17 protein-coding genes and 1 pseudogene are annotated in these 23,848 nt (G+C 72.9%); 9 read left to right on the top strand and 9 right to left on the bottom strand.

Going from position 1 to position 23,848, the window contains the following annotated elements; translation table 11 throughout:
• Nucleotides 1-95 precede the first annotated feature (95 nt).
• The gene (locus ACSNN8_RS27485) at nucleotides 96-2,351 is read right to left on the bottom strand and encodes a catalase (RefSeq protein ID WP_436652512.1); all 2,256 of its coding nucleotides are present in this window, start codon (nucleotides 2,349-2,351) and stop codon (nucleotides 96-98) included.
• Nucleotides 2,352-2,595: 244 nt separating this feature from the next.
• Here ACSNN8_RS27485 and ACSNN8_RS27480 point away from each other — a divergent pair, with 244 nt between their 5' ends.
• Nucleotides 2,596-3,492 carry a PRC and DUF2382 domain-containing protein gene (locus ACSNN8_RS27480; RefSeq protein WP_436652510.1) on the top strand — a complete coding sequence of 299 codons (897 nt, stop codon included), beginning with the start codon at nucleotides 2,596-2,598 and terminating at the stop codon, nucleotides 3,490-3,492.
• Between the two features lie 36 nt (nucleotides 3,493-3,528).
• On the opposite strand, the gene ACSNN8_RS27475 is transcribed toward ACSNN8_RS27480, so the two are convergent.
• On the bottom strand, nucleotides 3,529-3,876 hold the full coding sequence (locus tag ACSNN8_RS27475; protein ID WP_436652508.1) for a DUF6401 family natural product biosynthesis protein: 348 nt from the start codon (nucleotides 3,874-3,876) through the stop codon (nucleotides 3,529-3,531).
• 643 nt (nucleotides 3,877-4,519) lie between these two features.
• Nucleotides 4,520-5,551 carry a hypothetical protein gene (locus ACSNN8_RS27470; RefSeq protein ID WP_436652506.1) on the bottom strand — a complete coding sequence of 344 codons (1,032 nt, stop codon included), beginning with the start codon at nucleotides 5,549-5,551 and terminating at the stop codon, nucleotides 4,520-4,522.
• A gap of 171 nt (nucleotides 5,552-5,722) precedes the next feature.
• Here ACSNN8_RS27470 and ACSNN8_RS27465 point away from each other — a divergent pair, with 171 nt between their 5' ends.
• The 7 genes and pseudogenes from ACSNN8_RS27465 to ACSNN8_RS27435 form a co-directional block, all read left to right on the top strand.
• A complete protein-coding gene (locus ACSNN8_RS27465; protein WP_436652505.1) occupies nucleotides 5,723-7,033 on the top strand; it encodes an AI-2E family transporter in 1,311 nt (436 codons plus the stop codon).
• Between the two features lie 167 nt (nucleotides 7,034-7,200).
• Entirely contained in the window at nucleotides 7,201-10,071 is a 2,871-nt protein-coding gene (locus ACSNN8_RS27460; protein ID WP_436652503.1) for an ATP-binding protein, read from the top strand.
• 30 nt (nucleotides 10,072-10,101) lie between these two features.
• Nucleotides 10,102-11,484, top strand: a complete 1,383-nt coding sequence (locus ACSNN8_RS27455; protein ID WP_436652502.1) for an FAD-binding oxidoreductase — start codon at nucleotides 10,102-10,104, stop codon at nucleotides 11,482-11,484.
• Nucleotides 11,481-12,251 carry an SDR family oxidoreductase gene (locus ACSNN8_RS27450; protein ID WP_436652500.1) on the top strand — a complete coding sequence of 257 codons (771 nt, stop codon included), beginning with the start codon at nucleotides 11,481-11,483 and terminating at the stop codon, nucleotides 12,249-12,251. The genes ACSNN8_RS27455 and ACSNN8_RS27450 overlap by 4 nt, the downstream gene beginning before the upstream one ends.
• Before the next feature lie 182 nt (nucleotides 12,252-12,433).
• Nucleotides 12,434-13,843, top strand: a complete 1,410-nt coding sequence (locus ACSNN8_RS27445) for a M28 family peptidase (RefSeq protein WP_436652499.1) — start codon at nucleotides 12,434-12,436, stop codon at nucleotides 13,841-13,843.
• 78 nt (nucleotides 13,844-13,921) lie between these two features.
• Nucleotides 13,922-14,443: a hypothetical protein gene (locus tag ACSNN8_RS27440; protein WP_436652497.1), complete on the top strand. Its 522-nt coding sequence runs from the start codon at nucleotides 13,922-13,924 to the stop codon at nucleotides 14,441-14,443.
• Between the two features lie 4 nt (nucleotides 14,444-14,447).
• Nucleotides 14,448-15,002, top strand: a pseudogene (locus ACSNN8_RS27435) (DUF998 domain-containing protein); the annotation flags it as partial.
• Between the two features lie 93 nt (nucleotides 15,003-15,095).
• On the opposite strand, the gene ACSNN8_RS27430 reads toward ACSNN8_RS27435, so the two are convergent.
• The 4 genes from ACSNN8_RS27430 to ACSNN8_RS27415 all read right to left on the bottom strand — a co-directional run bounded on the left by ACSNN8_RS27430 (nucleotide 15,096) and on the right by ACSNN8_RS27415 (nucleotide 19,212).
• Complete coding sequence (locus tag ACSNN8_RS27430) at nucleotides 15,096-16,373, bottom strand: ABC transporter permease (RefSeq protein ID WP_436652496.1); 1,278 nt, start codon at nucleotides 16,371-16,373, stop codon at nucleotides 15,096-15,098.
• A complete protein-coding gene (locus ACSNN8_RS27425) occupies nucleotides 16,370-17,062 on the bottom strand; it encodes an ABC transporter ATP-binding protein (protein ID WP_436652494.1) in 693 nt (230 codons plus the stop codon). The genes ACSNN8_RS27430 and ACSNN8_RS27425 overlap by 4 nt, the downstream gene beginning before the upstream one ends.
• Entirely contained in the window at nucleotides 17,059-18,063 is a 1,005-nt protein-coding gene (locus ACSNN8_RS27420; RefSeq protein ID WP_436652493.1) for an efflux RND transporter periplasmic adaptor subunit, read from the bottom strand. The genes ACSNN8_RS27425 and ACSNN8_RS27420 overlap by 4 nt, the downstream gene beginning before the upstream one ends.
• A 186-nt stretch (nucleotides 18,064-18,249) precedes the next feature.
• A complete protein-coding gene (locus ACSNN8_RS27415) occupies nucleotides 18,250-19,212 on the bottom strand; it encodes a pectate lyase family protein (protein WP_436652492.1) in 963 nt (320 codons plus the stop codon).
• A gap of 289 nt (nucleotides 19,213-19,501) precedes the next feature.
• Here ACSNN8_RS27415 and ACSNN8_RS27410 point away from each other — a divergent pair, with 289 nt between their 5' ends.
• Entirely contained in the window at nucleotides 19,502-20,998 is a 1,497-nt protein-coding gene (locus ACSNN8_RS27410) for a diguanylate cyclase domain-containing protein (protein WP_436652490.1), read from the top strand.
• 983 nt (nucleotides 20,999-21,981) lie between these two features.
• Here the strand turns inward: ACSNN8_RS27410 and ACSNN8_RS27405 are convergent.
• Nucleotides 21,982-23,487: a sensor histidine kinase gene (locus ACSNN8_RS27405; protein WP_436652488.1), complete on the bottom strand. Its 1,506-nt coding sequence runs from the start codon at nucleotides 23,485-23,487 to the stop codon at nucleotides 21,982-21,984.
• Between the two features lie 27 nt (nucleotides 23,488-23,514).
• Nucleotides 23,515-23,769 carry a zinc-ribbon domain-containing protein gene (locus ACSNN8_RS27400; protein ID WP_436652486.1) on the bottom strand — a complete coding sequence of 85 codons (255 nt, stop codon included), beginning with the start codon at nucleotides 23,767-23,769 and terminating at the stop codon, nucleotides 23,515-23,517.
• Between the last annotated feature and the right edge of the window lie 79 nt (nucleotides 23,770-23,848).

The following is a 23,848-nucleotide window of genomic DNA, read 5'->3' as shown; positions in this document are numbered from 1 at the left end:
GCGGAGGGGAGTCCGCGCGGCGCCGCACGACGACGTGGACGGAACCGGCAAGGGCCCCACCCCGGGGAGGGGATGGGGCCCGGGACGGCGGTCGGTCAGGCGACCGTGGCCGGGAAGCGGTGCCAGACGCGGTGCTTGGCGAGCAGCGGCTGCAGCTCGGTCAGCGCGGCGGTGGCCGAGTCGGCGCTGATGACGCCCGGGGTGCCGGAGATGCCGGCCTGGGCCAGCACGTCGGCGCCGGCGCCCCACGCGGCGATGGCCTTGGCGTGCCGCCAGGCCTCGTCGACCAGCAGCGTGACGCGCGGGTCCACCAGGGGCGACGAGTCGGCGCCGGCCTTGGCGTCGCGAGCGGGGGCGGCGTCGGGGGCCGGAGCGGGCGCGCCGGCCAGCAGGATCGCGTCGAACTCGATCGAGCGGGCGGTGGCGAACGTGCGCTGCACCGGGACGCCGTCGACCACGCCGCCGTGCGGGGCGATGACCAGCGGCACCATGCCCGCGCTGAAGATCGCCGAGCGGGCCTCCGCCACGCCGTCGAGGCCCGCGGCCGGGTCGACGACGATGCCGATCAGCCGGCCGTCCGGCGGGTACTCGCCGCCGACCTGCGACAGCGCCGGGCTCGGCTCGATCTCGTCCTCGAACGGAACGGTCGGCGCGGGCACCGGCAGGCCCAGGCCGGTCGCCACCTGCTCGCACAGCACCGGGTCGATGTTGGCGAGGCAGGCCACCTGACGCTCCTTGATGGCCTGCTCGTAGCACTTGCCGAGCTCGAACGTGTACGCCCGGATGATGTGCTCCTTCTCGACCGGCGTCATGCTGCGCCAGAACAGCCGCACCTGGCTGTAGTGGTCGTCGAACGACGCGGGATTGGCGCGCACCTTGGGCGCCTCGGCCACCCGTACGGGAATGTCGAGGAAGCCGTCGTCGGTCGTGAACGGGTTGCCGCCGTCGAGCGAGTTCGGCCGGTACGGCGCCACGCCGCCGTGCACCGCGTGCTGGTGCAGGCCGTCGCGCAGCATGTCGTTGACCGGCGCGTGCGGGCGGTTGACCGGGATCTGCATGAAGTTGGGGCCGCCCAGCCGGCTGAGCTGCGTGTCGAGGTACGAGAAGAGCCGGCCCTGCAGCAGCGGGTCGTTCGTCACGTCGATGCCCGGGGGCAGGTGGCCCAGGTGGAACGCCACCTGCTCGACCTCGGCGTGGAAGTTCGTCGGCACCCCGGTCAGCACCAGCTTGCCCACCGGCTGCACCGGCGCCAGCTCCTCCGGCACGATCTTCGTCGGGTCGAGCAGGTCGATGCCCGCGAACGTCTCCTCGGGGGTGTCCGGGAAGATCTGCAGGCCCAGCTCCCACTCCGGGAAGGCGCCGGCCTCGATGGCGTCGTACAGGTCGCGGCGGTGGAAGTCGGGGTCGACGCCCGCGGCGATCTGCGCCTCCTCCCAGTCCAGCGAGTGCACGCCGAGCTTGGGCTTGAAGTGGAACTTCGCCAGCGCCGTCTCACCGGCCTCGTTGATCAGCCGGAACGTGTGGACGCCGAAGCCCTCCATGTGCCGGTACGAGCGGGGGATGCCCCGGTCGGACATGTTCCACATGGTGTGGTGCTGCGCCTCGGTGTGCAGCGAGACGAAGTCCCAGAACGTGTCGTGCGCGCTCTGCGCCTGCGGGATCTCGCGGTCCGGGTGCCACTTCGCGGCGTGCACGATGTCCGGGAACTTGATCGCGTCCTGGATGAAGAACACCGGGATGTTGTTGCCGACCAGGTCGAACGTGCCCTCGTCGGTGTAGAACTTCGTGGCGAAGCCGCGGGTGTCGCGCACCGTGTCGGCCGAGCCGCGCGAGCCCAGCACGGTCGAGAACCGCACGAAGACCTGCGTCTCCTTGCCCTTGGCCAGGAAGCCGGCCTTGGTCACCGACGAGGCGGTGCCGTACGCGGTGAACGTGCCGTGCGCTCCGGCGCCGCGCGCGTGCACGACGCGCTCGGGGATCCGCTCGTGGTCGAAGTGCGTGATCTTCTCGCGGAAGTGGTGGTCCTGCAGCAGGATCGGCCCGCGCGGCCCGGCCTTGAGCGAGTGGTCGGTGTCGCGCAGCCGCGCGCCCTGCGAGGTGGTCAGGTAGTCGCCCTGCTGCGACTTGCTCACCTTGGGCGCGCCGGTGGGCGCCCCGGTCGGCGTGACCGTCTCGGGGGCGTCCTGCTCGCTCTTGGGCGGCGGCGGGCCCTGCGGCGTGGTCGGCTCCTCGACCCCCGGCGTGCGGCTGCCCGGCGCACCCGGGATGCGGTCGCCCAGGGCCTCGGAGACCTTGGCCGCGGCCGCCTCCACGACGTCCTTGACCTTCTTGGCGGGCTTGCTTGCGTCCATCGGTCGGCGCTCCTCCTGGTTCGGCGTGGCCCCGAGGGGCTACCCGCGACAGTTCGGCCCAAACCGGTTCATCGCGGCAAAATAGTGCAGTCCGGGGCCTCTTGGGGCCAGCGGTTGCCCCGAGGGGCCAACATCAAACAGGACGGGTGAATGACCGGAGTTTTCATCGGGTCGGTTGCATAACGGCAAGCGGCGCGGGCAAGGAGGTGGCCGGAGGCGAAAAACGGAGCGAAAGGAGCCCCCCATGATTGACCTCGAGCACGCCACTTCGCTGCACGGCACCGACGTCTACGACAACGACGGCGACAAGATCGGTAGCGTCGGCCAGGTGTGGGACGACGGCCTGGGCCGTCCCGCGTGGGCCAGCGTGAAGACGGGCCTGTTCGGCCTCAACGAGTCGCTCGTACCGCTCGACAACGCCGAGCTGCGCGACGACCGGCTGGTGGTTCCGTTCGACAAGGCCAAGGTCAAGGACGCGCCGAACGTCGACGCGTCGCACGACGAGCCGCTGGTCGGCCAGGACGTCGACCGGCTGTACGAGTACTACGGCCTCAGCTGGGAGGAGAGCTCGCAGGCGTACCGGACCGGCGCCGGCACCGCCGACGCCAGCTACACCGGCACGACCACGACGAGCACCACGACCACGACCGGCGGCGCCTACACGGACCCGGCCGTCGACAACGCCTCGTACCGGAGTGACGCCGGCTACGCCGAGGGCCGCACGGTGGACACCGACCGCGACCGCTCGATCGGCGACGACGCCATGACGCGCAGCGAGGAGCGTCTCAACGTCAACACCCAGACCGAGCAGACCGGCCGGGCGCGCCTGCGCAAGTACGTGGTGACCGAGCGCGAGAACGTGACGGTGCCGGTCTCTCGCGAGGAGGTCCGCCTCGAGCGTGAGCCGATCACCGAGGCCAACCGCGGCGCCGCGTTCGACGGGCCGGACATCACCGAGTCGGAGCACGAGGTCACGCTGCACGCCGAGCGTCCGGTGGTGGAGACCGAGGCAGTACCCGTCGAGCGGGTGCGCCTGGGCAAGGAGACCGTCCGCGACGAGGAGACGGTGACCGGCGAGGTCCGCAAGGAGCGCATCGAAGCCGACCTGCCCGACAGCGAGGGCCGTCGCACCCTCGACTGACGACCGGCCGCGGGAGACGTCCTCGCCGGGATCCGCCTACAGGGCGCAGGTCTCGGCGAGGACGCACACCGCGAGCAGGTGCACCGACGGCCACGAGGCCCGTTCCCAGCCCGTCGTCGTGTGCTCCCGCACGGACCAGCCCTTGGCGGTCACCGTGTCGGCGACCCCGTCGGCGTACGCGGCGAGCATGACCGGATGGACCCGCCCGCGCCGGTCGGTGACCGCGTCGCGGATGTGGGCGATGTGCTGGTCCACCGTGGCGCGCAGACCGGGCAGCGCCCGCATCGCCGCCATGCCGGCCGCGCCGAGGCGGTGCGTCCACTGTTCGAGCGCCAGACCGGCCGCCAGGATCACGGCGTGGTCGCTCTGCCGACTCATGTCCATGGCGAGACGGTACGAATCGTCGGTTGCTCTTTCAAGAGCCGCAACACCGAGTTAACGCGTAATCAACCGTTCAGCCGGGTGCCGGGCCGGTCGAGTCGCGTACCACCAGCGTATGACCACTCGAGCGGCGCCCGCGGGCGCGGTCGGGCCGGCGCCCGCTCGCCGTCGTCGTTGTCCGGCAGCGCGGCGTCGACGCCCAGCGCGTGTTGGCCGATGACCGCCACGCGGCCCCCCGCCGCGCACGGACGCCGGCAGCTCCGACCGCCGACGGTCCTTCTCCTGCGCCTCGGACGCGAGCAGGGCGGCGATCTCGTGCCGGGCAGGTCGAAGTGGCGGTCGCCGCGGGTGTCCGCTTGCGGGCGTTTCATCTTGCCCGCCAACCCGCAGACCCCGCCAACCCGCAGACCCCGCCAACCCTCAGACCCCACCCTCCCAGGGGGAAGCCCCCGCTGCCATTGTGGCCGAATATCCCGATCTTCGCCGGATGACCTGTGGACAAGTCCCGGCTGTGGACAGCGCACAATGAGCGGTAATGCGGTGTAGTGTGAAAAGGGGTCGGCGCTCCGTAATAGGGCGCCAACCTCTTTTCGTACGGTCTTCGGCTCCTTTGCCGACAATCCGTTGGTCGTGCCCGATGCCGGCGTCAGGAAACGATCCCGGTGCCGGTCACATCCACGCCGGCCGTACCAGTCACGTCCGTACCAGTCACATCCGTGCCGGCCGCATCGGTGTCGGTCGTGCCGTTCGTTTCCGTGCCCGTCGCATCGGTGCCTGTCGCGTCCGTGCCGACGCTTGTCGCATCCGTGGTGCCGGTGCCCGTGGTGTCGCCGTCCGTCACATCGGTGCCCGCCGCGTCCGTGCCGGTGCCGGTGGTACCGGTGCCTGTCGTGTCGGTGCCGGTCGTGCCGGTGGCGCTGCCCGCGGTGCTGGTACCGCCCGTGCCGGTGCCCGCGACAGCGGCGCCCGCGGTGCCGGTGCCTGTCGTGTCGGCGCCGGTGCCTGCGGTGCCGCTGCCGGTCGGCGTTGCGGCGGGGGCGGTGTCGACAGGCGCCGGGCTAGCGGCGCCGGTCGGGCTCACGACGGGCGCAGGCGTCGCCGTGCCGATGGGCGCCGGGCTCGCGGTGCCCGCAGGCGTGGAACCGGCCGTGTCCGTCGGCGTGGGCGCTGCCGTGTCCGTCGGCGTGGGCGCTGCTGTGTCCGTCGGGGTGGGCGCGACCGTGTCGGTAGGAGTTGGCGCCGCAGTGTCGGTAGGGGCGGGGGAGGCCGTGTCGGTCGGCGAAGGGCTGGTGGTCGGGGCCGGGCCGGAGGGCGCCGGCCAGCCGGTGGGCAGCCCCGGAAGCCCGGACAGGTCGGGCAGCTGCAACCCGCCCAGGATGATGACCACGATGTTCGGGGTGCCGGGCTGGCCGGGCGCCACCGGGTAGGGGTCGGCGGCGAACGCGGCCGAGGTGGGGCCGAGGGCCAGGGCGGCGCCGGCGGCCAGGCAGGCGGCGGCGGATTTCTTCCTGCGCATCACAATTCCCTCCGAGACGTCATGAGTTCCGGGACAGCTCAGCACAACGGCGCATTCCGTACGGTCGGTTCGCACCATTGCGGCCCGCCGGTTTCCGGCGACCGAAAGGGAATTTGCGGCGCGCATATCGCGGCTCGAAAGGGGTACGCGTCGCGGTTCCATTGCGCTCGAAAGAATGGGGAAAATGGGAAGGGAATGACTGGTGTTTCCGGTTTGGCGGTGCGGGTAACTCTGCGGCGGTAGAGATGCGTTGGCCGGTACGGTGGCGGTGCGTCGGCGCCGCTTCCCGGGGCCCGCGCGCGGTCCGCCCGGCCGTGCGGGGAAGAGGAACCCATGGCCTGGATGGACGAGGTACGCGAACGGGCACGCGCCCGGCTCGAGCAGGCGCGCAAGGGCGCGCAGGTGCCGCCGTTCCTCGACGAGTCGGTCGCCGACCGCGCGACCCCGGTCGTCATGGTCGACGCGTCGCCGCGCGACGAGGACGGGCTGCCCCGCGCTATCCGTGTGGCCGGCGCCTGGTCGTGGCGGATCGTGCTGTTCTTCGCGGTCGGCTGGCTGATGCTGCAGGTGGTGTCCCGGCTGACCCTGGTGGTCATCCCGGTCCTGGTGGCGATCCTGCTCGCGGCGATGTTCCAGCCCGTCGCGGCGTGGCTGCGCAGGAGCGGCATGAGCAAGTCGCTGTCCGCGGCGCTCGTGCTGCTCACCGCGTTGATCGTGGTGTTCGGCGGCCTGGGGCTCATCGTCAACACGTTCGTCGGGCAGCTCGACACACTCAGCCAGCAGGTGGGCGACGGCGTCCGCGAGGTGCAGGACTGGCTCGCCCGCGGACCGCTGCACATCTCGCAGCAGCAGATCGAGGACGCGATCGCCCAGGCGCAGCGCTCCATCACCGAGAACCGGGGCGCGCTCACCTCCGGCGCGCTGACCACCGCCACCACGATCGGCGAGGTCGGCACCGGCTTCTTCCTCACGCTGTTCACGCTCTTCTTCTTCCTGCGCGACGGCGACCAGATCTGGCGATTCCTGTGCCGCCTGCTGCCGCGCGCCGCCCGGGTGCCCACCGCCCGCGCCGGCCACTACGCCTGGCACACCCTGGTGTCCTACGTGCACGCCACCGTCCTGGTCGCCTTCGTCGACGCGATCGGCATCGGCATCGGCCTGTTCGCGCTGGGCGTCCCGCTCGCGCTGCCGCTGGCCGCGCTCGTGTTCCTGGGCGCGTTCATCCCGGTCGTCGGCGCCACCGTCAGCGGCGCGGTCGCCGTGCTGGTCGCGCTGGTCACCGTGGGCCCGGTCAAGGCGCTGATCCTGCTCGGCGTCGTGATCGCCGTGCAGCAGCTCGAGGGCCACGTGCTGCAGCCGCTCATCATGGGCCGGGCCGTGGCGCTGCACCCGCTGGCCGTCATCCTCGCGATCGCCACCGGTGTCGTGCTGGCCGGCATCGTCGGCGGCCTCGTCGCCGTCCCCGTGCTCGCCGTCCTCAACACGGCACTGCGCTACCTGTTCGCCCACCCGGAGGGCGAGCCGACCCCCGACCGCGAGCCCCCCGGCACCAAGCCCCCGGGCGAGGACGACACTCCCAGCGAGCCACCCGCCAGCGACCCGGCTTCCCCGCCGCCCGCGCGCACCTCACTCGACACCGCCTGACCCACAAGCCGCCGCCCGCACGTGGTGCTGACGCCGCCCCCACCTCGCTCGCCGGGCGGGTCGGGGTGGGAAAGGCGCATGTGGCGCTCGCCGGCAGTCGATCCGCGGGGTGAGGGCGGCGCGCGGGTCACTCGACAGCGGTCGACCCGCGGGGTGACGATGGCGCCATGGTGGAGCTGCGGCTCCTCGGCACGTTCGAGCTGCGCGCCGACGGGAAGCCGGTGACGGTCGCGTCCGCCCGCGCGCAGGCGGTGCTGGCGTTCCTGGCTCTGCGCGCGGAAAGCCCTTTCCCGCGGGAGAAGCTGGCCGCGACGCTGTGGCCCGAGTCGTCCGGGCGGCAGGCGCGCACCAACCTGCGGCACGTCCTGCACACGCTGCGCGCCACGGTGCCGGGCATCGACGACCACCTGCGCGCGACCCCGCAGACCCTGACGTTGCACGAGGTCACCGTCGACGTGGCGGCCCTCGACGGCGACACGGTGGACGAGCTGCGCGCCGCCGCCGACTCGTACCGGGGCGACCTGCTCGAGGGCTGGTACGACGACTGGGTCGCCGCCGAGCGCGACGAGTGCCGCCGCCGGATGATCGCCGTGCTCGAGCGGCTGGTGCCGCTGCTCGAGGAAAGCGGTGACCTCGCCGCCGCCGTCCGCTACGCCGAGCGCGCCCGGGCCCTCGACCGGCTCGCGGAACAGCCCTACCGCACGCTGATGCGGCTGCACGACGCGCTCGGCGACCGCGCCCGCGCCGTCCGGACCTACCACGAATGCGCCGCCACGCTGCGCGACGAGCTGGGCGTCGCCCCGTCCGAGCAAACCCGTTTCCTGTACGCCGCTCTCGTGCCCGCCGCCGGCGCCACGCCCAAGGAGAGCGGGTTCGTCGCCCGTACGGCCGAGCGCCGCCACCTGATCGACCTGTGGCGCTCGGCCACCACCGGGCCGCCCCGGCTCGCGGTGATCAGCGGCGAGCCCGGCATCGGCAAGTCCCGCCTGGCCGAGGAGTTCCGCCTGTGGGCCGCCCGCCAGGGGGCCCTCACCGCCTCGGCGCGTTCCTATCCGGCGGAGGGCGTGCTCGCGTACGCGCCCATCGTCGCCTGGCTGCGGGAGCTCGGCGTCCCCGGACGCCTGGAAACCGCCTACCTCGCCGCCCTGGCGCCGTTGCTGCCCGAGCTGGACGTCGCTCCCGCGCCTCCGGACCCCGCCGCGCGGCTGCGGTTGTTCGAAGCCGTCGCACAGGCCCTACGGCCCGGAGCGGGCCGGCCGCTGCTGCTCGTCGCGGACGATCTGCACGCGGCCGATCCGGCGACCTGCCAGTTCCTGCACTACCTGGTGCGGGAGGCGCCCGGCCCGCTGCTGGTGGTCGCGACCGCCCGGCTCGCCGAGACCGACCCGGGAAACCCCTTGCCCACGCTGCTCGACGGGCTGCGGACGCTGGGGCGCTGCACCGAGCTGCCCCTGGAGCGGCTGGACCGGGCCGCGACCGCCGCGCTCGCGGAGCGTTCGGGGCACCGCCTGACGGCCGCGCAGGCGGATCAGCTGCACGCCGAGACGGACGGCAACCCGCTGTTCGTGGTGGAGGCGCTGCGCGCAGGACAGCGCTTTCCCACTCCGCGCGTGCAGGCCGTCCTCGAGGCGCGGCTGCGGCAGCTCACCCCGGCGGCGTTCGAGCTCGCGGGGCTCGCCGCCACGGCCGGGTCGTCGGTGCCCGTGGACGTTCTGGCGGCGGGCGGCCCCGATCCGGCGGCCGCGCTCGACGAGCTGTGGCGGCGGCGGATCCTGGTGACGGGCGGCGGGGACACATACGACTTCAGCCACGACAAACTGCGCGAGGCTGCGTACGGGCTGCTCTCGCCCGCCCGGCGGCGCCGCAACCACCTGGTGGTCGCCCGCGCGCTCCAGCACGGGGACGAGGCCGCCGGACGGGTCGCGGTGCACCTGCTGGAGGCCGGCGAGCGCGACGAGGCCGTTGACTGGTTCGTCCGCGCCGCGCAGGACGCGCAGCGGGTCTACGCCGACGCCGAGGCGGCCCGGCTGCTGCTGCGGGCGTGGGACCTCGTCCGCGGCGGCAAACGGGAACTCGACGTGCTCACCGCGATCCCCGGCCCGCTCAGCTCCACCGAGGGCTACGCCTCCCCGCGGCTGCGCGCGGTGCTCGACCGGGCGCTCGCAATAGCCGGGCCCGCACCGGCCGCGCCGCTGCTGCGCGCCCAGGCGATGGCGGTGCTGTCGCGCGGCGAGTTCGAAGCCGCCCTGCGGTACGGCGCTTTCCTGCAGGCCCTCGGCGAGCGCAGCGGCCAGGCGCTCGGCGGGCGCGACGGCCAGGCGCTCCGCGGGCGCGACGGCCAGGCGCTCGGCGGGCGCGACGGCCAGGCGCTCGGCGGGCGTGGCGTCCAGGCGCTCGGTGGGGACGACGACGTGCTGGCTGTCGAGGGGCACTTCGTGCAGGGGGTCGCGGCGGCGTGGTGTGCGGACAACGTGGCCGCTCGCGAGCACCTCGCGGCCGCGATCGAGCGTTATCGGCCGGCGAACCGGACGCTGCACTTGCTCGCCTACGGCCAGGACCCGCAGGTGCTCTGCCTGGTGCGGCTCGCCCACGCGCACGTCCGGCTGGGCGAACCGGGGGAAGCGAGGCGGCTGCGCGACCGGGCGGTGGAGCTCGCCCGCGCCGGCGGGCATCCGTTCACGCTCGCCGGAGCGCTGCTGTTCGCCGCCCTGTGCGATCTGGACCTCGGAGATGCGGAGGCGCTGCGCGGCCGGGCGGAGGAGCTCCTGGGCGTCTGCGAGGACGTGCCGCCGATCCGGCTGTTCGCCGAGGCGCTGAACGGCTACCTCGAAGGGAAAGGCCTCTCCCGCATCGACGCCACGCTGGCCGATCCGGGCCGGTTCGCGGCGCCGGGGGTGCCGGCCATGCTGCTGCGCATCCGGCTGGCGGCGGCGCGGGCGGCCGGGCTGGCGGGGGAGGAACGCGCCACCGCGGAGAAACTGCTGGCCGACGGCGTACGGGTGTGGGACGCCGAGGCCCGCGAGGTGCTGGAACGCTGAGGGAACGCCCCGCGGCGCACGCTGCCGGGCATGACGACCACCATTCACCGCAACGCCTTTGCGCGTCTGCGCACGGAATTCCGCGGTGCGCTGCTGCGGCCCGGCGACGAGGGCTACGACGAGGCCCGCCGGGTGTGGAACGGCGCGTTCGACCGCTTTCCCGCGCTCGTCGCCCGCTGCACCGGCGCCGGCGACGTCCAGCGAGCCGTCCGCTTCGCGCGGGACAACGACCTGCCGATCGCGGTCCGCGGCGGCGGGCACTCGGTGCAGGGCTACGGCGTCACCGACGGCGGCGTGACCGTCGACCTGTCGCCGATGAAGGCCGTCGCGGTCGACCCGGTCCGCCGTACCGTCCGCGCGGCCGCCGGTCTGACCTGGGGCGAGTTCGATCTGGCGACCCAGCGGCACGGGCTGGCCACCACCGGCGGCTCGGTCAGCTCCACGGGCATCGCCGGGGTCACGCTCGGCGGCGGCTTCGGGCACCTGCTGCGCCGTCACGGCCTCTCGGTCGACAACCTGCGCGCCGCCACCCTCGTCACCGCCGACGGCGACCTCGTCCAGGCCGGCGGCCGACCGCAAGCCGACGACGACGACCTCCTGTGGGCGCTGCGCGGCGGCGGGGGCAACTTCGGCGTGGTCACGGCGCTCGAGTACGACCTGCACCCCGTCGGGCCGATCGTGCTCGGCGGCCCGATCTTCTGGCCGCTCGACCAGGCGCCGCAGGTGCTGCGCTTCCTGCGCGAGTGGGCGCCGGACACCCCCGACGAGCTCAACGTCGCCCTCGTCGCCACCCGCAACCCGCCGGTCCCGGAGCTCGCCGGCACCCCCGTGCTGGGCCTGCTGCCGGTGTGGTGCGGCGATCCGGACGAGGGCGTACGGGTCCTCGCCCCGCTGCGGTCGCTGGGCCGGCCCGTCGCCGACCTCGTGCGGCGGATGCCGTACCGGGCCGTGCAGTCGATGCTCGACCTGGCCGCCACGCCGGGCATCTGCTCGTACTGGCGCTCGCACCGGATTCCCGGCCTGCCCGACGGGGCGATCGACGTCGCGGCCGGCCTCGCCTCGTCGCTGCCCACGCCGCAGTCGCTGCTCATGGCGTGGGTGATCGGCGGCGCGGCGAGCCGGGTCGCGCCGGACGCCACCGCCGTCGGGCCCCGGACGCCCGGGGTGGAGCTGCAGCTCATCGCGAACTGGCTGCCCGGCGGGCCCGCGCAGGACGAGTGGGTGCGCCGTGGGTGGGAGCGGCTGCTTCCGTACGCGGCGGGCCAGTACGTCTCGTTCCTGTCCGACGAGGACCCGGCCGCCGCGTACGGCGACCGCCTTCCCCGGCTCACCGCGGCGAAGAACCGCTGGGACCCGGACAACGTCTTCCGCCTCAACCCCAACATCCAGCCCGACCTCGGAGGAACCCGATGACCATCCTGGTGACCGCTGCGACCGGCAACGTCGGCTCGCACCTCGTCCGTACCCTCACCGCCGCCGGCGAGGACGTCCGGCCGCTGCGCCGTGACGTCCGCTGCGAGGGCGGCGACCGGCTGTTCCTGGCCTGCGGCAACGTGCCGGAGCAGGTCGCGTTCGAGTGCGCGGCGATCGACGCCGCCGTGGCGGCCGGCGTCAAGCAGATCGTGAAGCTGTCCGGCCCGGACGCGTCCGTGGACTCGCCGCTGGTCTTCGAGCGGTGGCACGGCGAGATCGAGCGGCACCTCGCCGCCTCGGGCGTCCCGCACGTGCTGCTGCGGCCGCGCACCTTCATGACGAACCTCTTCGCGTACGCCGGAGCGAGCACCATCTTCGCCCCGGCCGGCGACGCCGCCATCTCGTTCATCGACCCCAGGGACGTCGCCGAGTGCGCGGCCGTGGCCCTCACCGGCGAGGGGCACGAGGGGCGCGTCTACACGCTCACCGGACCCGAGGCGATCACGTACGAGCGGGTCGCAGCGGAGCTGTCGGCGGCCCTCGGCCGCACGGTCGCCTATGTGAACGTCGACGACGACCAGGCCCGCGCGGCGATGCTTGCCGACGGGCTGCCGCCGTTCCTCGCCGACGCGATCGTGGGGATCTTCCGCTCGCAGCGGGCGGGCACCATGGCCGACACCACGGACACGGTGCTGCGCCTGACCGGCCGCCCGCCGCGCTCGATCGCCGACTTCGCCCGCGACAACGCCGCCGTGTTCGGCCGATAGCGTCCCGCATGCCGGTTCCCGCCGTCAGGATGGACGTACGGGAACCGGCATCCCGCTTGTCTTCACGCATGTCAATATTGAAGTCTTGCTATGCAGGCCCTAGGTTTCTCTGCGGGGATCGACGGCCTGACCAGGGCCGTCCGTCCTCGCCGGATCACGAGCCGGATCAACGAGGAGGAACCTTGGACACGCACGCGCGTCCGTCTGCGGTGAGCCGCCGGCGCATGCTGACCATCGCGCTGGGCGGGGCGGCCACCGTCGCCCTGCCCGCGCCCGCCTGGGCCGCCACCGGGCAGCGCCCCGGCGCCGCGCTGCCGCCCACGCTCACCGGCCGCGACATCGACGTGGCGAAGCGGGTCTCCGCCGAGCGCGCGCTCGAGCACCTCAAGGTGCTGTCGATCGGCATCGGGCCGCGCATCGGCGGCACCAGGTCGGAGCGCGTCGCCGCCGGCTACATCTCCGGCGTGCTCGACCGGCTCGGCTACGACGTGCAGCTGCAGCCCTTCGCCGTCGCGGACAAGTTCCTCGCCCAGCTGAGCTCGCCCCGCGGGCTGCCCACCGACCTCAACTGGCAGGCCGGCGCGTCGCCGCACGCGGCGCTCGACACCCGCGTACGCGGGGACGTGCTCGACGCCAAGGCCGGTGGCGAGGCCGACTACCCGGCCGACGTCAAGGGCAGGATCCTGCTGGTCGACTACGTGGCCGACACCCGCGAGCAGGTCGTCGCCACGGCCGTCGCGCGCGGCGCGGCCGCCGTGATCTTCCTGCCCGCCGACCTGGTCGAGCCGCGCCGCGCCTCGGCGTTCAGCCCGCAGCTGCCCGGCTATGCCACGGCGCCCGCCCCCATCCCGGTCGTCGGCGTCGCGCAGGCGCAGAAGCACCGGCTGCGCGCCCTGCTCGCCGCGCGCCGGCTGACGCTGACCGTCGCGACGACGGCGCACCGCAACCTGACCTCGCACAACGTGCTCGCCGACGCGCCGCGCCGCCGGGGCGACTCGGGCACCGGGCCGGTCGTGATGGTGAGCGCCCACTACGACACCGTGATCGGCGCGCCGGGCGCCAACGACGACGGCTCGGGGACCGTACTGTGCCTCGAATTGGCCCGCGTGCTGCGCAAGCTGCCCACCACCGCCCGGCTCCGGTTCGCGCTGTGGGGTTCGGAGGAGCAGGGGCTGATCGGTTCGCGGTACTACGTGGCGCAGCTGCCGCAGGCCGAGCGTGACCGCATCCGCGCCGTGTTCCAGAACGACATGGTCGCCACCAGCTGGGACCCGGCCACCCGGTACTGGCTGCTGTCGTTCGACGGCCTGGCGAACCGCGCGACCGACGAGGTGGCCGCGGCCGCGGTCCGGCTCGGCTACCAGCCGCGGATCTCGCCGGTGACGCTGCGCGGCTCCAGCGACCACCAGTCGTTCCAGGAGGTCGGCATCGCCGCGGCGAACTTCTCCTGGCGCGGCGAGGCAGCCCCGTCGCTGCTGGAGCCGCCGTACCACACCCCCGAGGACACCATCGCGAAGAACATCAGCCTGGAGCGGCTGCAGGTGTCGCTCGAGCTGATCGGCTCCGCCGCGTACGCCACGGCGACCGCCTGACGGCAAGCACCGCTGCGGCGCGCACCGGCCGCGCTCACGGGACAGCGTGGGGCCGGGGCGCGCCTGTAGCGTCCCCTCATGGTGTGGACTCGACGGCTCGCGGTGGCCGGGGTTCTCTGGTGTGCCGCGCTGCTGGTGGTCACGACGCTGCCCGGCGGCCTTCCGTGGCCGATGCCCGTCGTCGTCGTGTCGGCGGCACTGCCGGTGCTGCCGGGTTTCGTCGCCGTCGTGGTGGCGGGCATGGGCACGGCCGGCTTGCGGACCGGGACCCGTGCCGGTGACGCCCAGGCCCTGCGGCGTCTGGCGCGCGAGACGCTGCCGGGCTGGGTGCTCGTCGCGAGCTGGCTGCTGTTCGCCGGCTTCCTGGTGGTCGCCATGCTCTCCCTGATCGGCTCGCCGGGCGTGGCGCAGGAGCAGGCCGGAACGTACGTCGTCACCAACCACGGGGAGACGACGGTCATCACCGAGGCACAGTTCGTGGCCTTGCGGGCGCGGGAGGCCCGGCTCGCGGTCGCGGTGGCGGCCGCCTTCGGCGTGGGCGTTGCCGTCCTCTCCACCGCCCTGCTCCGCCGGAAAGCCGGCGAGGCGGTCCGTCCGTAGAGCGATGGCCACCTCGCGAGCCGCCCGGATGGCGCTGCTGCCGGGCTGCGTCGCGGCGGCGGCCCAGATGGCCGTCTTCGTGACGGTGGCCGGGCTCGTGCGGCCGGGCTATGACGCCAACCGCAACTGGGTCAGCCAGCTCTCGCTGGGCCCCGGCGGCGGCCTGGCGACCGCGAACCTGGCGCTGTGCGGCCTCTGGCTGCTGCTGGGCGCCGAAGGGCTGCGCCGCGCGTTGCGGCCCGGCCGGGAGGCCCGCTGGGCGGCCGCGCTCGTGGGCTGGTGCGGCGCCTGCCTCGTGATGCTGGCACTGGTGCCGACCGACCCGGGCATCGGCTATCCGCCCGGGGTGCCGGAGGCGCACACCGCGACCGGCCTCGTCCACCAGCTCGTGGCGACCACCCTGGGCGCCGCCGGCATCGGCGCGGCGGCGCTGCTGGGGCGGTGCACCGGCAGCGCCCGCGCCGGCCACCGGGTCGCCGCGCTGATGGCGGTGACGTTCACGGCGGCCAGTGTCCTGGTCGTGCTGGACGACACGGGCGTGCTGCCGGGCAACTCGAGCGGGCTGCTGGAGCGGATCGCGCTGTTCCTCGGCCTCGGCTGGATCGGCGTGGTCGCCGTACGCCTGATCCGGACCGACCGGCGCGGCGGGCGGTCAGGCGCGCATCACCGTCGCGATCGGGATGCCGGCGGCGCGCAGCGCGGGGACGAAGCCGCCCAGCACGCCGGCGACGAGGCCCGCGACGATGCCGGCCACGCCCGCCTCCCAGGGGAACTGGACGTCGCGCAGCAACGGTTCCGACGAGCCGACCAGCATGGACACCACCTTGAGCCCGGCCACCCCGGCGCCGATCGCGGCGGTGGCGGTGAGCAGGCCGGTCAGCAGTGTCTCGGCCAGCACGATGCCGGCCAGCAGCGACCGGGGCGTGCCCACGGCGCGCCGCAGCGCGAACTCCTCGACCCGCTCGCCGACCGTGGCGAGGCCGACGTTGAGGATGCCGGCGACGCCGATCAGCAGCACCAGCCCGGCCATCGCGAAGAACACCAGCCGCATCAGCGTGAGCTGCTTCTCCTGCTCCTTGCGCGATTCCACGGTGTACGTGTACGGCTCGTTGCCCAGCGCCTTGAGCTTGCTCGCGACGACGGGCTCGACCGGTGAGCCCTGCGTCATCATCAGCCGCAGCTCGCCGCCGGCCGCCGGGTCGGCCAGCCTCGCCGGGGGCAGCCAGGTGGTGAGCTCGTCCATGCGGACGTACGCCCGCGGTTGACTGTCGCCGTCGTCGACCACGCCGACGAAGCTCGGCGTGACGTTGGCCGAGGCCCCGCCGATGCGCATCTCGGCGGGCACGTGGTACCGGTCGAACGCCTCGGCGGCCTCGCGGTTGAGGACCAGCCGCGGCGCCATCGACGGCACCCGGGTGAAGTCCAGCCATTGCCCGGCCTCCTGGCGGTACGGGCGGAACCGCCGCACGTCGCCGGTCAGCGCGGTGAGCCGCACCTCGACGGCCTGCCCCTTCGTGCCGGCCACCGGCTCGCAGACGCCCTGGGCGTTGCAGTTCACCGGCGGGCCCCAGTCCTCGTCGAGCGGCGAGCCGCCCGGGTTGACCGGCAGCACGCCGGGCTCGCCGATGATGCCGCTGACGCCCACCATCGCCACGGCGTCGGCGCGTCCCCGCACCGTGCTGGTGATGATCTCGCTGGCGTTCTGGTCGGCCGGCATCTCCATGACGCGCGTGCCGTCGTACCCCTGGGTCAGCTCGAGGTCGGCCAGCAGGGCCCGTTCCGCGATGCTGGCGCCCGCCTGTACCACGACGACGGCGAGCACGCCGAGGAACAGGCTGATCATCGACAGCAGCGTGCGCAGCTTGCGGGCGCGGATGCCCTGGATGCCGATGATCAGCGACGAGCGGAACCGCCCGGACAGCCGCCTCACCGCGCCACCGCCCGCTCGCTCAGCACGCCGCCGACCAGGTCGTGGATGCGGCCCATCCGCGCGGCGTGGTCGCGGTCGTGGGTCACCAGGATCAGCCCGCAGCCGCGTTCGGTCGCCGCCAGCAGCGCGTCGATCACCAGCGTCCCCGTCTCCGTGTCCAGCGCCCCGGTGGGCTCGTCGGCGAGCAGGATCCTCGGTTCCCGTACGAGGGCCCGCGCGATGGCCACCCGCTGCTGCTCACCGCCGGACATGCGCGCCGGCCGGTTCTTCGCCAGGTGCGCGATGCCCACCTGGTCGAGCGCCTCCAGCACCCGGGCCCGGCGCTGCCGCCGCGGCAGCCAGCCCTGACCGTTGACCAGCGCCATCGCCACGTTCTGCGCCGCGGTCAGATGCTTGAGCAGGAAGAACCGCTGGAACACGAAGCCGAAGTGCGAGCTGCGCAGCCGGGCCGCGCGGCGCTCGGGCAGCCTGCCGATCTCCTGGCCGTCGAGGCGGTAGCTGCCCGAGTCGGGCCGGTCGAACAGCCCGATGACGCTGAGCAGCGTGCTCTTGCCCGAGCCGGAGCGGCCGACGATCGCCACGCTCTGCCCGGCGTCCACGGTCAGGTCGACGCCGTCGAGGATCGTCCGGGGCTGCTCCTGGCCCTTGAGGACCTTGGTGATGCCGGTGAGCTCGACCAGCGCCGTCATCCGGTGGGGCCCTTGTTCTCCGCGGCGGGCAGGTCGGGGCCGGGCACGGCGATCGTCTCGTCGCCGCGCAGCCCCTTCTTGATCTGCACGACCTTGCCGTCGGTGAGCCCCAGCACCACGTCGACGGTCCGGCGCTGCTGGTTCTCGCCGACGATGTCGACCTTGCCCCGGCCCTGCACGCCCGCGACCGCTTCGACCGGCAGCACCAGCACCTTGGACGCCTTCTCGGTGACCACCTGCAGGGTCACCTGCGCGCCGTTGATCAGCTTGACGCCCTCGGGCGGCACGCAGACCAGCCGCATGCCGGTGGCCTCGGAGCCTTCGCTGCCGCCGCCGCTCTCCTCCTGCTCCGGCGGCGCCGTGGGCGGGATCGGGGCGGCGCCCGAGGCTCCCGGCGCGGGGGTGGGCACGACCGGCGGCGGGGGAGGCTCGGGGATCGTTCCCGCGGGCAGCGCCGCGATGGTGCCGAGCGCGGTACAGGAGAAGGGCCCCGGACCGTTCTTGATCTGCGCGCGGATGGTGGTGACCGCGCCGGAGACCCGGTACGCCTGGGCGCTGTCGATGTCCGCGACGATGCCGTAGCCGGCGTGCTTGGCGGAGACGATCGGCATGCCCGCCGTCACGTCGGAGCGGTCGTCCATCAGCCGCCCGGCGAGGATCGAGTCCTTGGGGATCATGACCTTGCGCGGGTCGCCGTTGTCGTCCCACACCGTTGCCACCCACTTCGGGCGTACGGCCGCGATCGTCGACGGCTTCTTGTCCAGATAGCGCAGCTCCCCGTCGGCGGGCGCGACGATGCCGAACACCGGGTTGATGGCCACCGACCCGGACAGGCTGATCTGGTTGCTCAGGTCCTGGCGGGTCGGTTTCACGGTGGTGAGCACCGTGCCGCGCGCCTCCAGCCCCGGCGTCGCGACGGGCTCCTCCGACGAGTCACACCCGCAGAGCACCGCCGCGATCATCACCGCCGCACCCGCTCCGGTCACCCTGCGTGCGTCCACGTACGTCCCTTCGCCCGGCTCTTCGTTCGGTCCCTCGCCGGTACGTCTCCCCGCCCACCCGGCGCGCAGAGGGTACAAGGATCTCGCAACCGTCGATGCCGGGGCGTTCCGATCCAGCGCAGCGTGCAGCCTCCGGTCACTGTGCGTGCCGGAGGCTGCGACGGTGATGCAGCCGGGGCGGCTGCCTCAGATCTTCCCGGTGCCCGCGCCGGACGTGACGGTCGCCTTGACCTTCTCGCCGGCCTCCGGGGTGTACGAGTAGGGGATCGCCGCCACGGACGCGCCGTTGCGCACCTGCTCGGTGCCGGAGTTCACCTTGTAGTTGTTGAGCACCTTGAGGTTGCCCGGGTCCGAGTCGCCGGTCTGCGTGACCGTCGGGCTCTTCACGTTCTCGAAGTAGTTGCGCTCCACGAGGACGCCCGCGTTCATGGTGGACGCGACGCCGTAGGACCCGATGTTGCTGTAGTAGTTGTTCAGCACGTGCACCGGGTTCGCGAACCGCACCCGCGGGTGCCGCTGGTTGGTGCCCTCGAACCAGTTGTGCACGTACGTCACCCGCAGATGCCCCAGGTCCTGCGAGCTGTTGCCGTCGTCGTGCCCGAGCAGCATCGACTTGTCATGATCGTGCAGCCGGTTCCACGACACCGTGACGAAGTCCGACCCGCGCTTGATGTCGATCAAGCCGTCATGGCCGTTCGCCAGGTCGTTGTGGTCGATCCACACGTTCGTCGTGTTGCTCTGCACGTTGATCGAGTCGTCGCTCGCGTTGCGGAACACCAGGTTGCGAATGATCACGTTCCGGACGCCGGACAGGTTGAGCCCGCCGCCGGTGATGCCCGAACCCGACCCGACGCCGATCACCGTCTTGTTCGACGCCACGGAGTACATGCCGGAGATCGGGATCAGGCCCGACACCCGGACGGTCTGCGACGTGCTGGAGCTCAACGCCGACTTGAGCGCGGAGGCCGACGTCACCGTGACGACGGTGCCGCTGGACCCGCCGGTCGTGCCGCCGTTCAAACTGGCGTAGCCGACCGGGCTGCTCTCGGCGGCGGCGGCCTCGAGCTGGCCGGCGGCGAGCACGCCGCCGACCGCCAGGACACTTGCCGAGAACGCCGAGATCAGCGTCCTGCGTCTTGTTGCGCGCATGAAATCTCCTCCGTACGTGGGAGCGGCGCCGGCCGGCTGTCCGGTCAGCAGTCAGCGCCGTGCGGGGGTGCGGGCGGCACGCGTCGGTGGAGGCGCGCGACGCCCGATGACCGCCAGGTAAGCGCTTACCTGGCGGCCCTCAGAGTAGGCATTGACGAAGGTCAATTCCAGCGGTCGGGCGGATTTCCTGCTGTGAAAACATTCGGCGAATGTTTGCAGCCGTTTCTGCTGTGACGGAATTCGCCCGCCGAATTCCTCAAGCCGCCCCGGCGCTGCCGATCAGACCGGCATGCTCCTGCGTTGCTACGCCGTCGCGACCGGTCTGCTGGTCGCGACCTATCTGGCATGGCCGTACGAGCTGCGCCAGTGGCCGTTCCTCGCCGTCACCCTCGGGGCCGTCCTGCCCGCCGTGGTGCTGGCTCTGCGCCGGGCGCCCGCCGGTGCCCGCGCCCCCTGGTGGCTGATGCTCGTGGCGCTCGTGCTCTACAACGCCGGCAACGTCGTCTGGGTCGTGCTGACCACGACCGGCGGCCGCGCGACCGGCGACGGCAGCGTCGCGGACCTGTTCTTCACCGTCGGCGGCGTGGTCGTGCTCGGCGCCGCCATCGCGCTCGTCCGGCACCGCGGCCGGGGCGACGCCGGCGGCGTCATCGACTCGGTCATCACCGCGGTGGCGATCGGCGGCGTGCTGTGGGACGCCGTCCTGCTGCCCGCGCTCACCGCCCGGCACGTGCCCGACGGCCGCCAGGCTTCGCTGTTCGTGGTCGTCCTCGTCATCACCGGCACGCTCGGCGCCATGCTGCGCGTCTCGTCGTCGACAAGGTCCGCCCCCGTACGACTGTTCACCGCCGGCGTCGCCCTGACCCTGGCCGGCAACGTCGCCTCTTCCCTGACCCTCGACGCGAACGGCGTGCGCCCCGACTGGACCAACATGGTCTTCCTGGCCGCGTACGCCGCCCTCGGCTGCGCCGCCGTGCACCCCTCCGTGGCCGCGGTCGTCGCCCAGGGCCAGGCGCCGGCCGACGACCTGAGCCGCGCCCGGCTCACCTTCCTCGGCGTGATGCTGGCCCTCCCGCCCCTGGTGGGCGGCGTGCGCGCCATCCTGAACCTGCCCACCGACGGCATCCTGGTGGCCCTCTCGTCGGCAAGCCTGATCCCGCTCGTCATGGTCCGCATCGCCCGCCTGTCCGCCCAGCGCCGCCGGGCCGAACAGGCCCTGCACCGCCTCGCCACCCGCGACATCCTGACCGGCCTCCCCAACCGCGCCGCCTGCCTGGCCCGTCTCGCCTCGCTGCTCGCTCCGTCGTCACCGCCCGCTTCCGCCTCGCCGCCTCCCGCCTTGTCTTCGCCAGCTCTGTCGCCGATCGACTCGTCCGCCGCCCGTGACACTGGCGAGCTGGCAGTGCTCTTCTGCGACCTGGACGGCTTCAAGCCCGTCAACGACCGCCTCGGCCACGCCGCCGGCGACGAACTGCTGGTCGCGGTGGCCGACCGCCTGCGCACCTGCGTCCGCGACGGCGACCTGGTGTCCCGCTTCGGCGGCGACGAGTTCGTGCTGCTCTGCACCGGAGCCGACGCCGTCCCGGCGGTCAGCGCCCGGATCGCCGAGCTGGCCGCCCACCCCTTCACCGTCGCCGGCGAGCAGGTCCGTATCGGCCTCAGCGTGGGCGCCGCCCGCGCCCGTCCCGGCGACACCACCGACGAGCTGCTGGGCCGCGCCGACCAGGCGATGTACGAGGCCAAGAAGTCCAAGACCGTCGGCGCCCTCACCCTGGTCAACGCCTGAGGCACCCACGCCTGGTCCGCCTGGGCGCGCCCCGAGCCCGAACGAGCCCTCCCGCCCGAACCTAGGCCATGCCTCACCAGGGTGCTCGGCCCGCCGCGGTGCTCGCCTCGGGCGCTGCAAGGCCTTCCTCGCGTCAGTCGCCACAGGTAGGCCTTCCCGGGTCCGTCCTCGTTCGCCGCGGTAAGGCCTTACCTCGCAAGGACAGGTCGCCGTCCGGGCCGGTAAGGCCTTTCCCGGGGTGGCGCGCCTTCTCAGTGGTGACGCCTTTGGGGGCGGTCGGTTAGCCCGGCCGGTAAGGCCTTTCCGGTGGCGGTCCTTTGGCCCGGTCGGTAAGGCCTTTGCGGGGGGCGATCCGCTCGCCGCGCGTAAGGCTGGGCACTCCGTTAGCCAGGCCGGAAGGCCTTTCCGGGCCGTTCGCTCGCCCAGCCGGCAAGGCCTTTCCGGGGCGGTCCGCTCGGCGCGCGGTAAGGCTTTTCCGGGGCGGTCTGCTTGCCCAGCCCGCAAGGCCTTTCTGGAGCGGTCCGCTCGCCCAGCCGGCAGGGCCTCTCCGGGACGATCCGCTCGGCGCGCGCGGTAAGGCTTTCCCGGGCACTTCCCTTGCCGAGGCGGCAAGGCCTTTCTTCAGGTTGTCCGCTCGCTCCGGCGGTTAAGCCTTTTCAGGGCGGTTTGTTAGCCCGGGCGGCAAGGCCTTAAGGGGCGATCCGCTCGGCCAAGCCGTACGGCCCTTCTGGGGACGTCCGCCCGCCGCGCGCGGTAAGGCCTTTCTGGGACGATCCGCCCGCCGCGCGCGGTAAGGCCTTCCCCGGTTCTTCCCCTTCCGGCGCGACAAGGTCATTCCTCAAGTCGTCAGCTCGAAACAGCGGTAAGGCCTTTCCTGCCGCCGATCGCCGCCTCGACGGCAAGGTTTTCCGCGGCTGCCAGATTCCCGCGGCAAGGCCTTTCCCGGATGGCGCGTGCGGGCCGGCGGCTGGATGGCGCAGCGGTCAGGTGGGGGCGTCCTCGGTTGCGGCAGCCAGCGTGAAGATGAAGCCGGCGCCCTCGGTGTAGGAGGTGTCGAGGCGGATCGTTCCGCCGTGGTATTCGACGATCCGCTTGCAGATGGCCAGGCCGATGCCGGTCCCCGTGTAGACGTCGCGCTGGTGCAGTCGCTGGAAGATGACGAAGATCTTGTCGGCGAACTCGGGGTCGATGCCGATGCCGTTGTCGCGCACGGTGAACGTCCAGAGGCCGCCGTCGAGTTCGGCGGTAATCTCGATCTTGGGGGCGGTGTCGGGACGGCGGAACTTGATGGCGTTGCCGATCAGGTTCTGCCAGAGCTGCGTCAGCAGCGTGGCGTCGCCGGGCACGACGGGCAGCGGCGGCCGGACGAGGGCGGCGCCGGTCTCCTCGATGGGGAACGCCAGCAGGTCGGTCACCCGGTCGAGGACGGCCTCGAGGTCGATGGCGGAGCGGTCGGCGTGCAGGCGGCCGATCCGCGAGAACGCGAGCAGGTCGTTGATGAGCTGCTGCATGCGGGTCGCGCCGTCGACGGCGAAACCGATGTACTGCTGCGCGCGGTCGTCGAGCGAGGACCCGTACCGCCGCTGCAGCATCTGGCAGAAGGACGCAACTTTGCGCAGCGGTTCCTGCAGGTCGTGCGAGGCGACGTACGCGAACTGCTCGAGGTCGGTGTTGGAACGGTGCAACTCCGCGGACTGCCGGCGGCTCTCCTCGAGGCTGTCGACCAGCCGCCGGCGCATCGCCTCGACGTCGGAGGCCAGCAGCGCCAGGTCCGCGGGCCCGCGCGGGGTCAGCTCGTGCTCGAAGTCGCCGTCGGCCACCCGGCGCACCGCGGTGCCGAGCTCGGTCAGCGGCCGCAGGACCACGAGCCGCAGCAACACGGCGATGAGCCCGATCAGCAGCAGCAACGCGATCACGAGGAACGCGAACGCGGTGTTGCGCACCGACCGGCTCTCGCCGAGGTCGGCACGGCCGGCGTCCCGCAGGGCCTCGAGCCGGGTGTCGAGGCTGTCCAGCGGAGCCCGTACGGCGTCGAAGGAGGCCTTGCTGCGGGCGACCAGCTCGGCGGGCACGGCAGCGTCGCGGCGCGCGGTGATCAGCGGGTCGGCCGTCGAGGTGCGCCACTGCTGCATCTGCCGCACGACGGTGTCCAGCTCGGCGAGCGGCTCGCGCGGCAGCAACTCCCGGATCTCGCCGACCAGGCGCTGCTCGGCCGCGGCCCCCGACTCGTACGGCTCGAGGAACTGGCCGTCACCGCTGAGCAGGTATCCCCGTACGCCCGTCTCCTGGTCCACCACCGCGGCGTTGAGCTCGGCCACGGCGGTGCGCGCCGGAGCGATGTGGTCGTTGAGGTCGTTCGACACCTCGGTCGTCCGGTTGAGCAGCCTCGCGCCGACGAGGGTCGCCACGGCGATGAGCACCACCATGGCGACGAGGACGGCGGCGAACCAGTGCTGGCTGGTGAAACGGCGGCCATGCGTGTCGATCACAGCGAGCACGGTACGCGAGGACCGCCGTCACGCCGTGCGGACACCACCGCGCATCAGCTGCTCGGCCTCGTGCTTGCCGATCCGGTCGACGGTGCGGCACATCGGGTTGTGGCATTCCACGACATAACGCGTACGAACTTTGATGAGCGGCACGAAGAACAGGCTCAAACGCGTGACTTCACGAATCAGTAGGAGGCTGCCGGTCTGGCCGCACACACGGCACGGGGCGCCCACCCAGCCGAGCGCGACGGGCTTCGTACGGAAACCGAAGATGAGAAACATGTGCCGGTGTGTACCCCGTCGGCGTGACTGCGTACCGGGTCGTTTGGGTCTTCTCCGGGGCGGGGAAGAGGGTCACGGA

The sequence above is a fragment of the Actinoplanes sp. URMC 104 genome (assembly GCF_051386375.1).
In the GTDB taxonomy this organism is placed as follows: domain Bacteria; phylum Actinomycetota; class Actinomycetes; order Mycobacteriales; family Micromonosporaceae; genus Actinoplanes.
The sequence above is the reverse complement of the archived record's forward strand: the minus strand, read 5'-3'. Positions and strand labels throughout refer to the sequence as shown.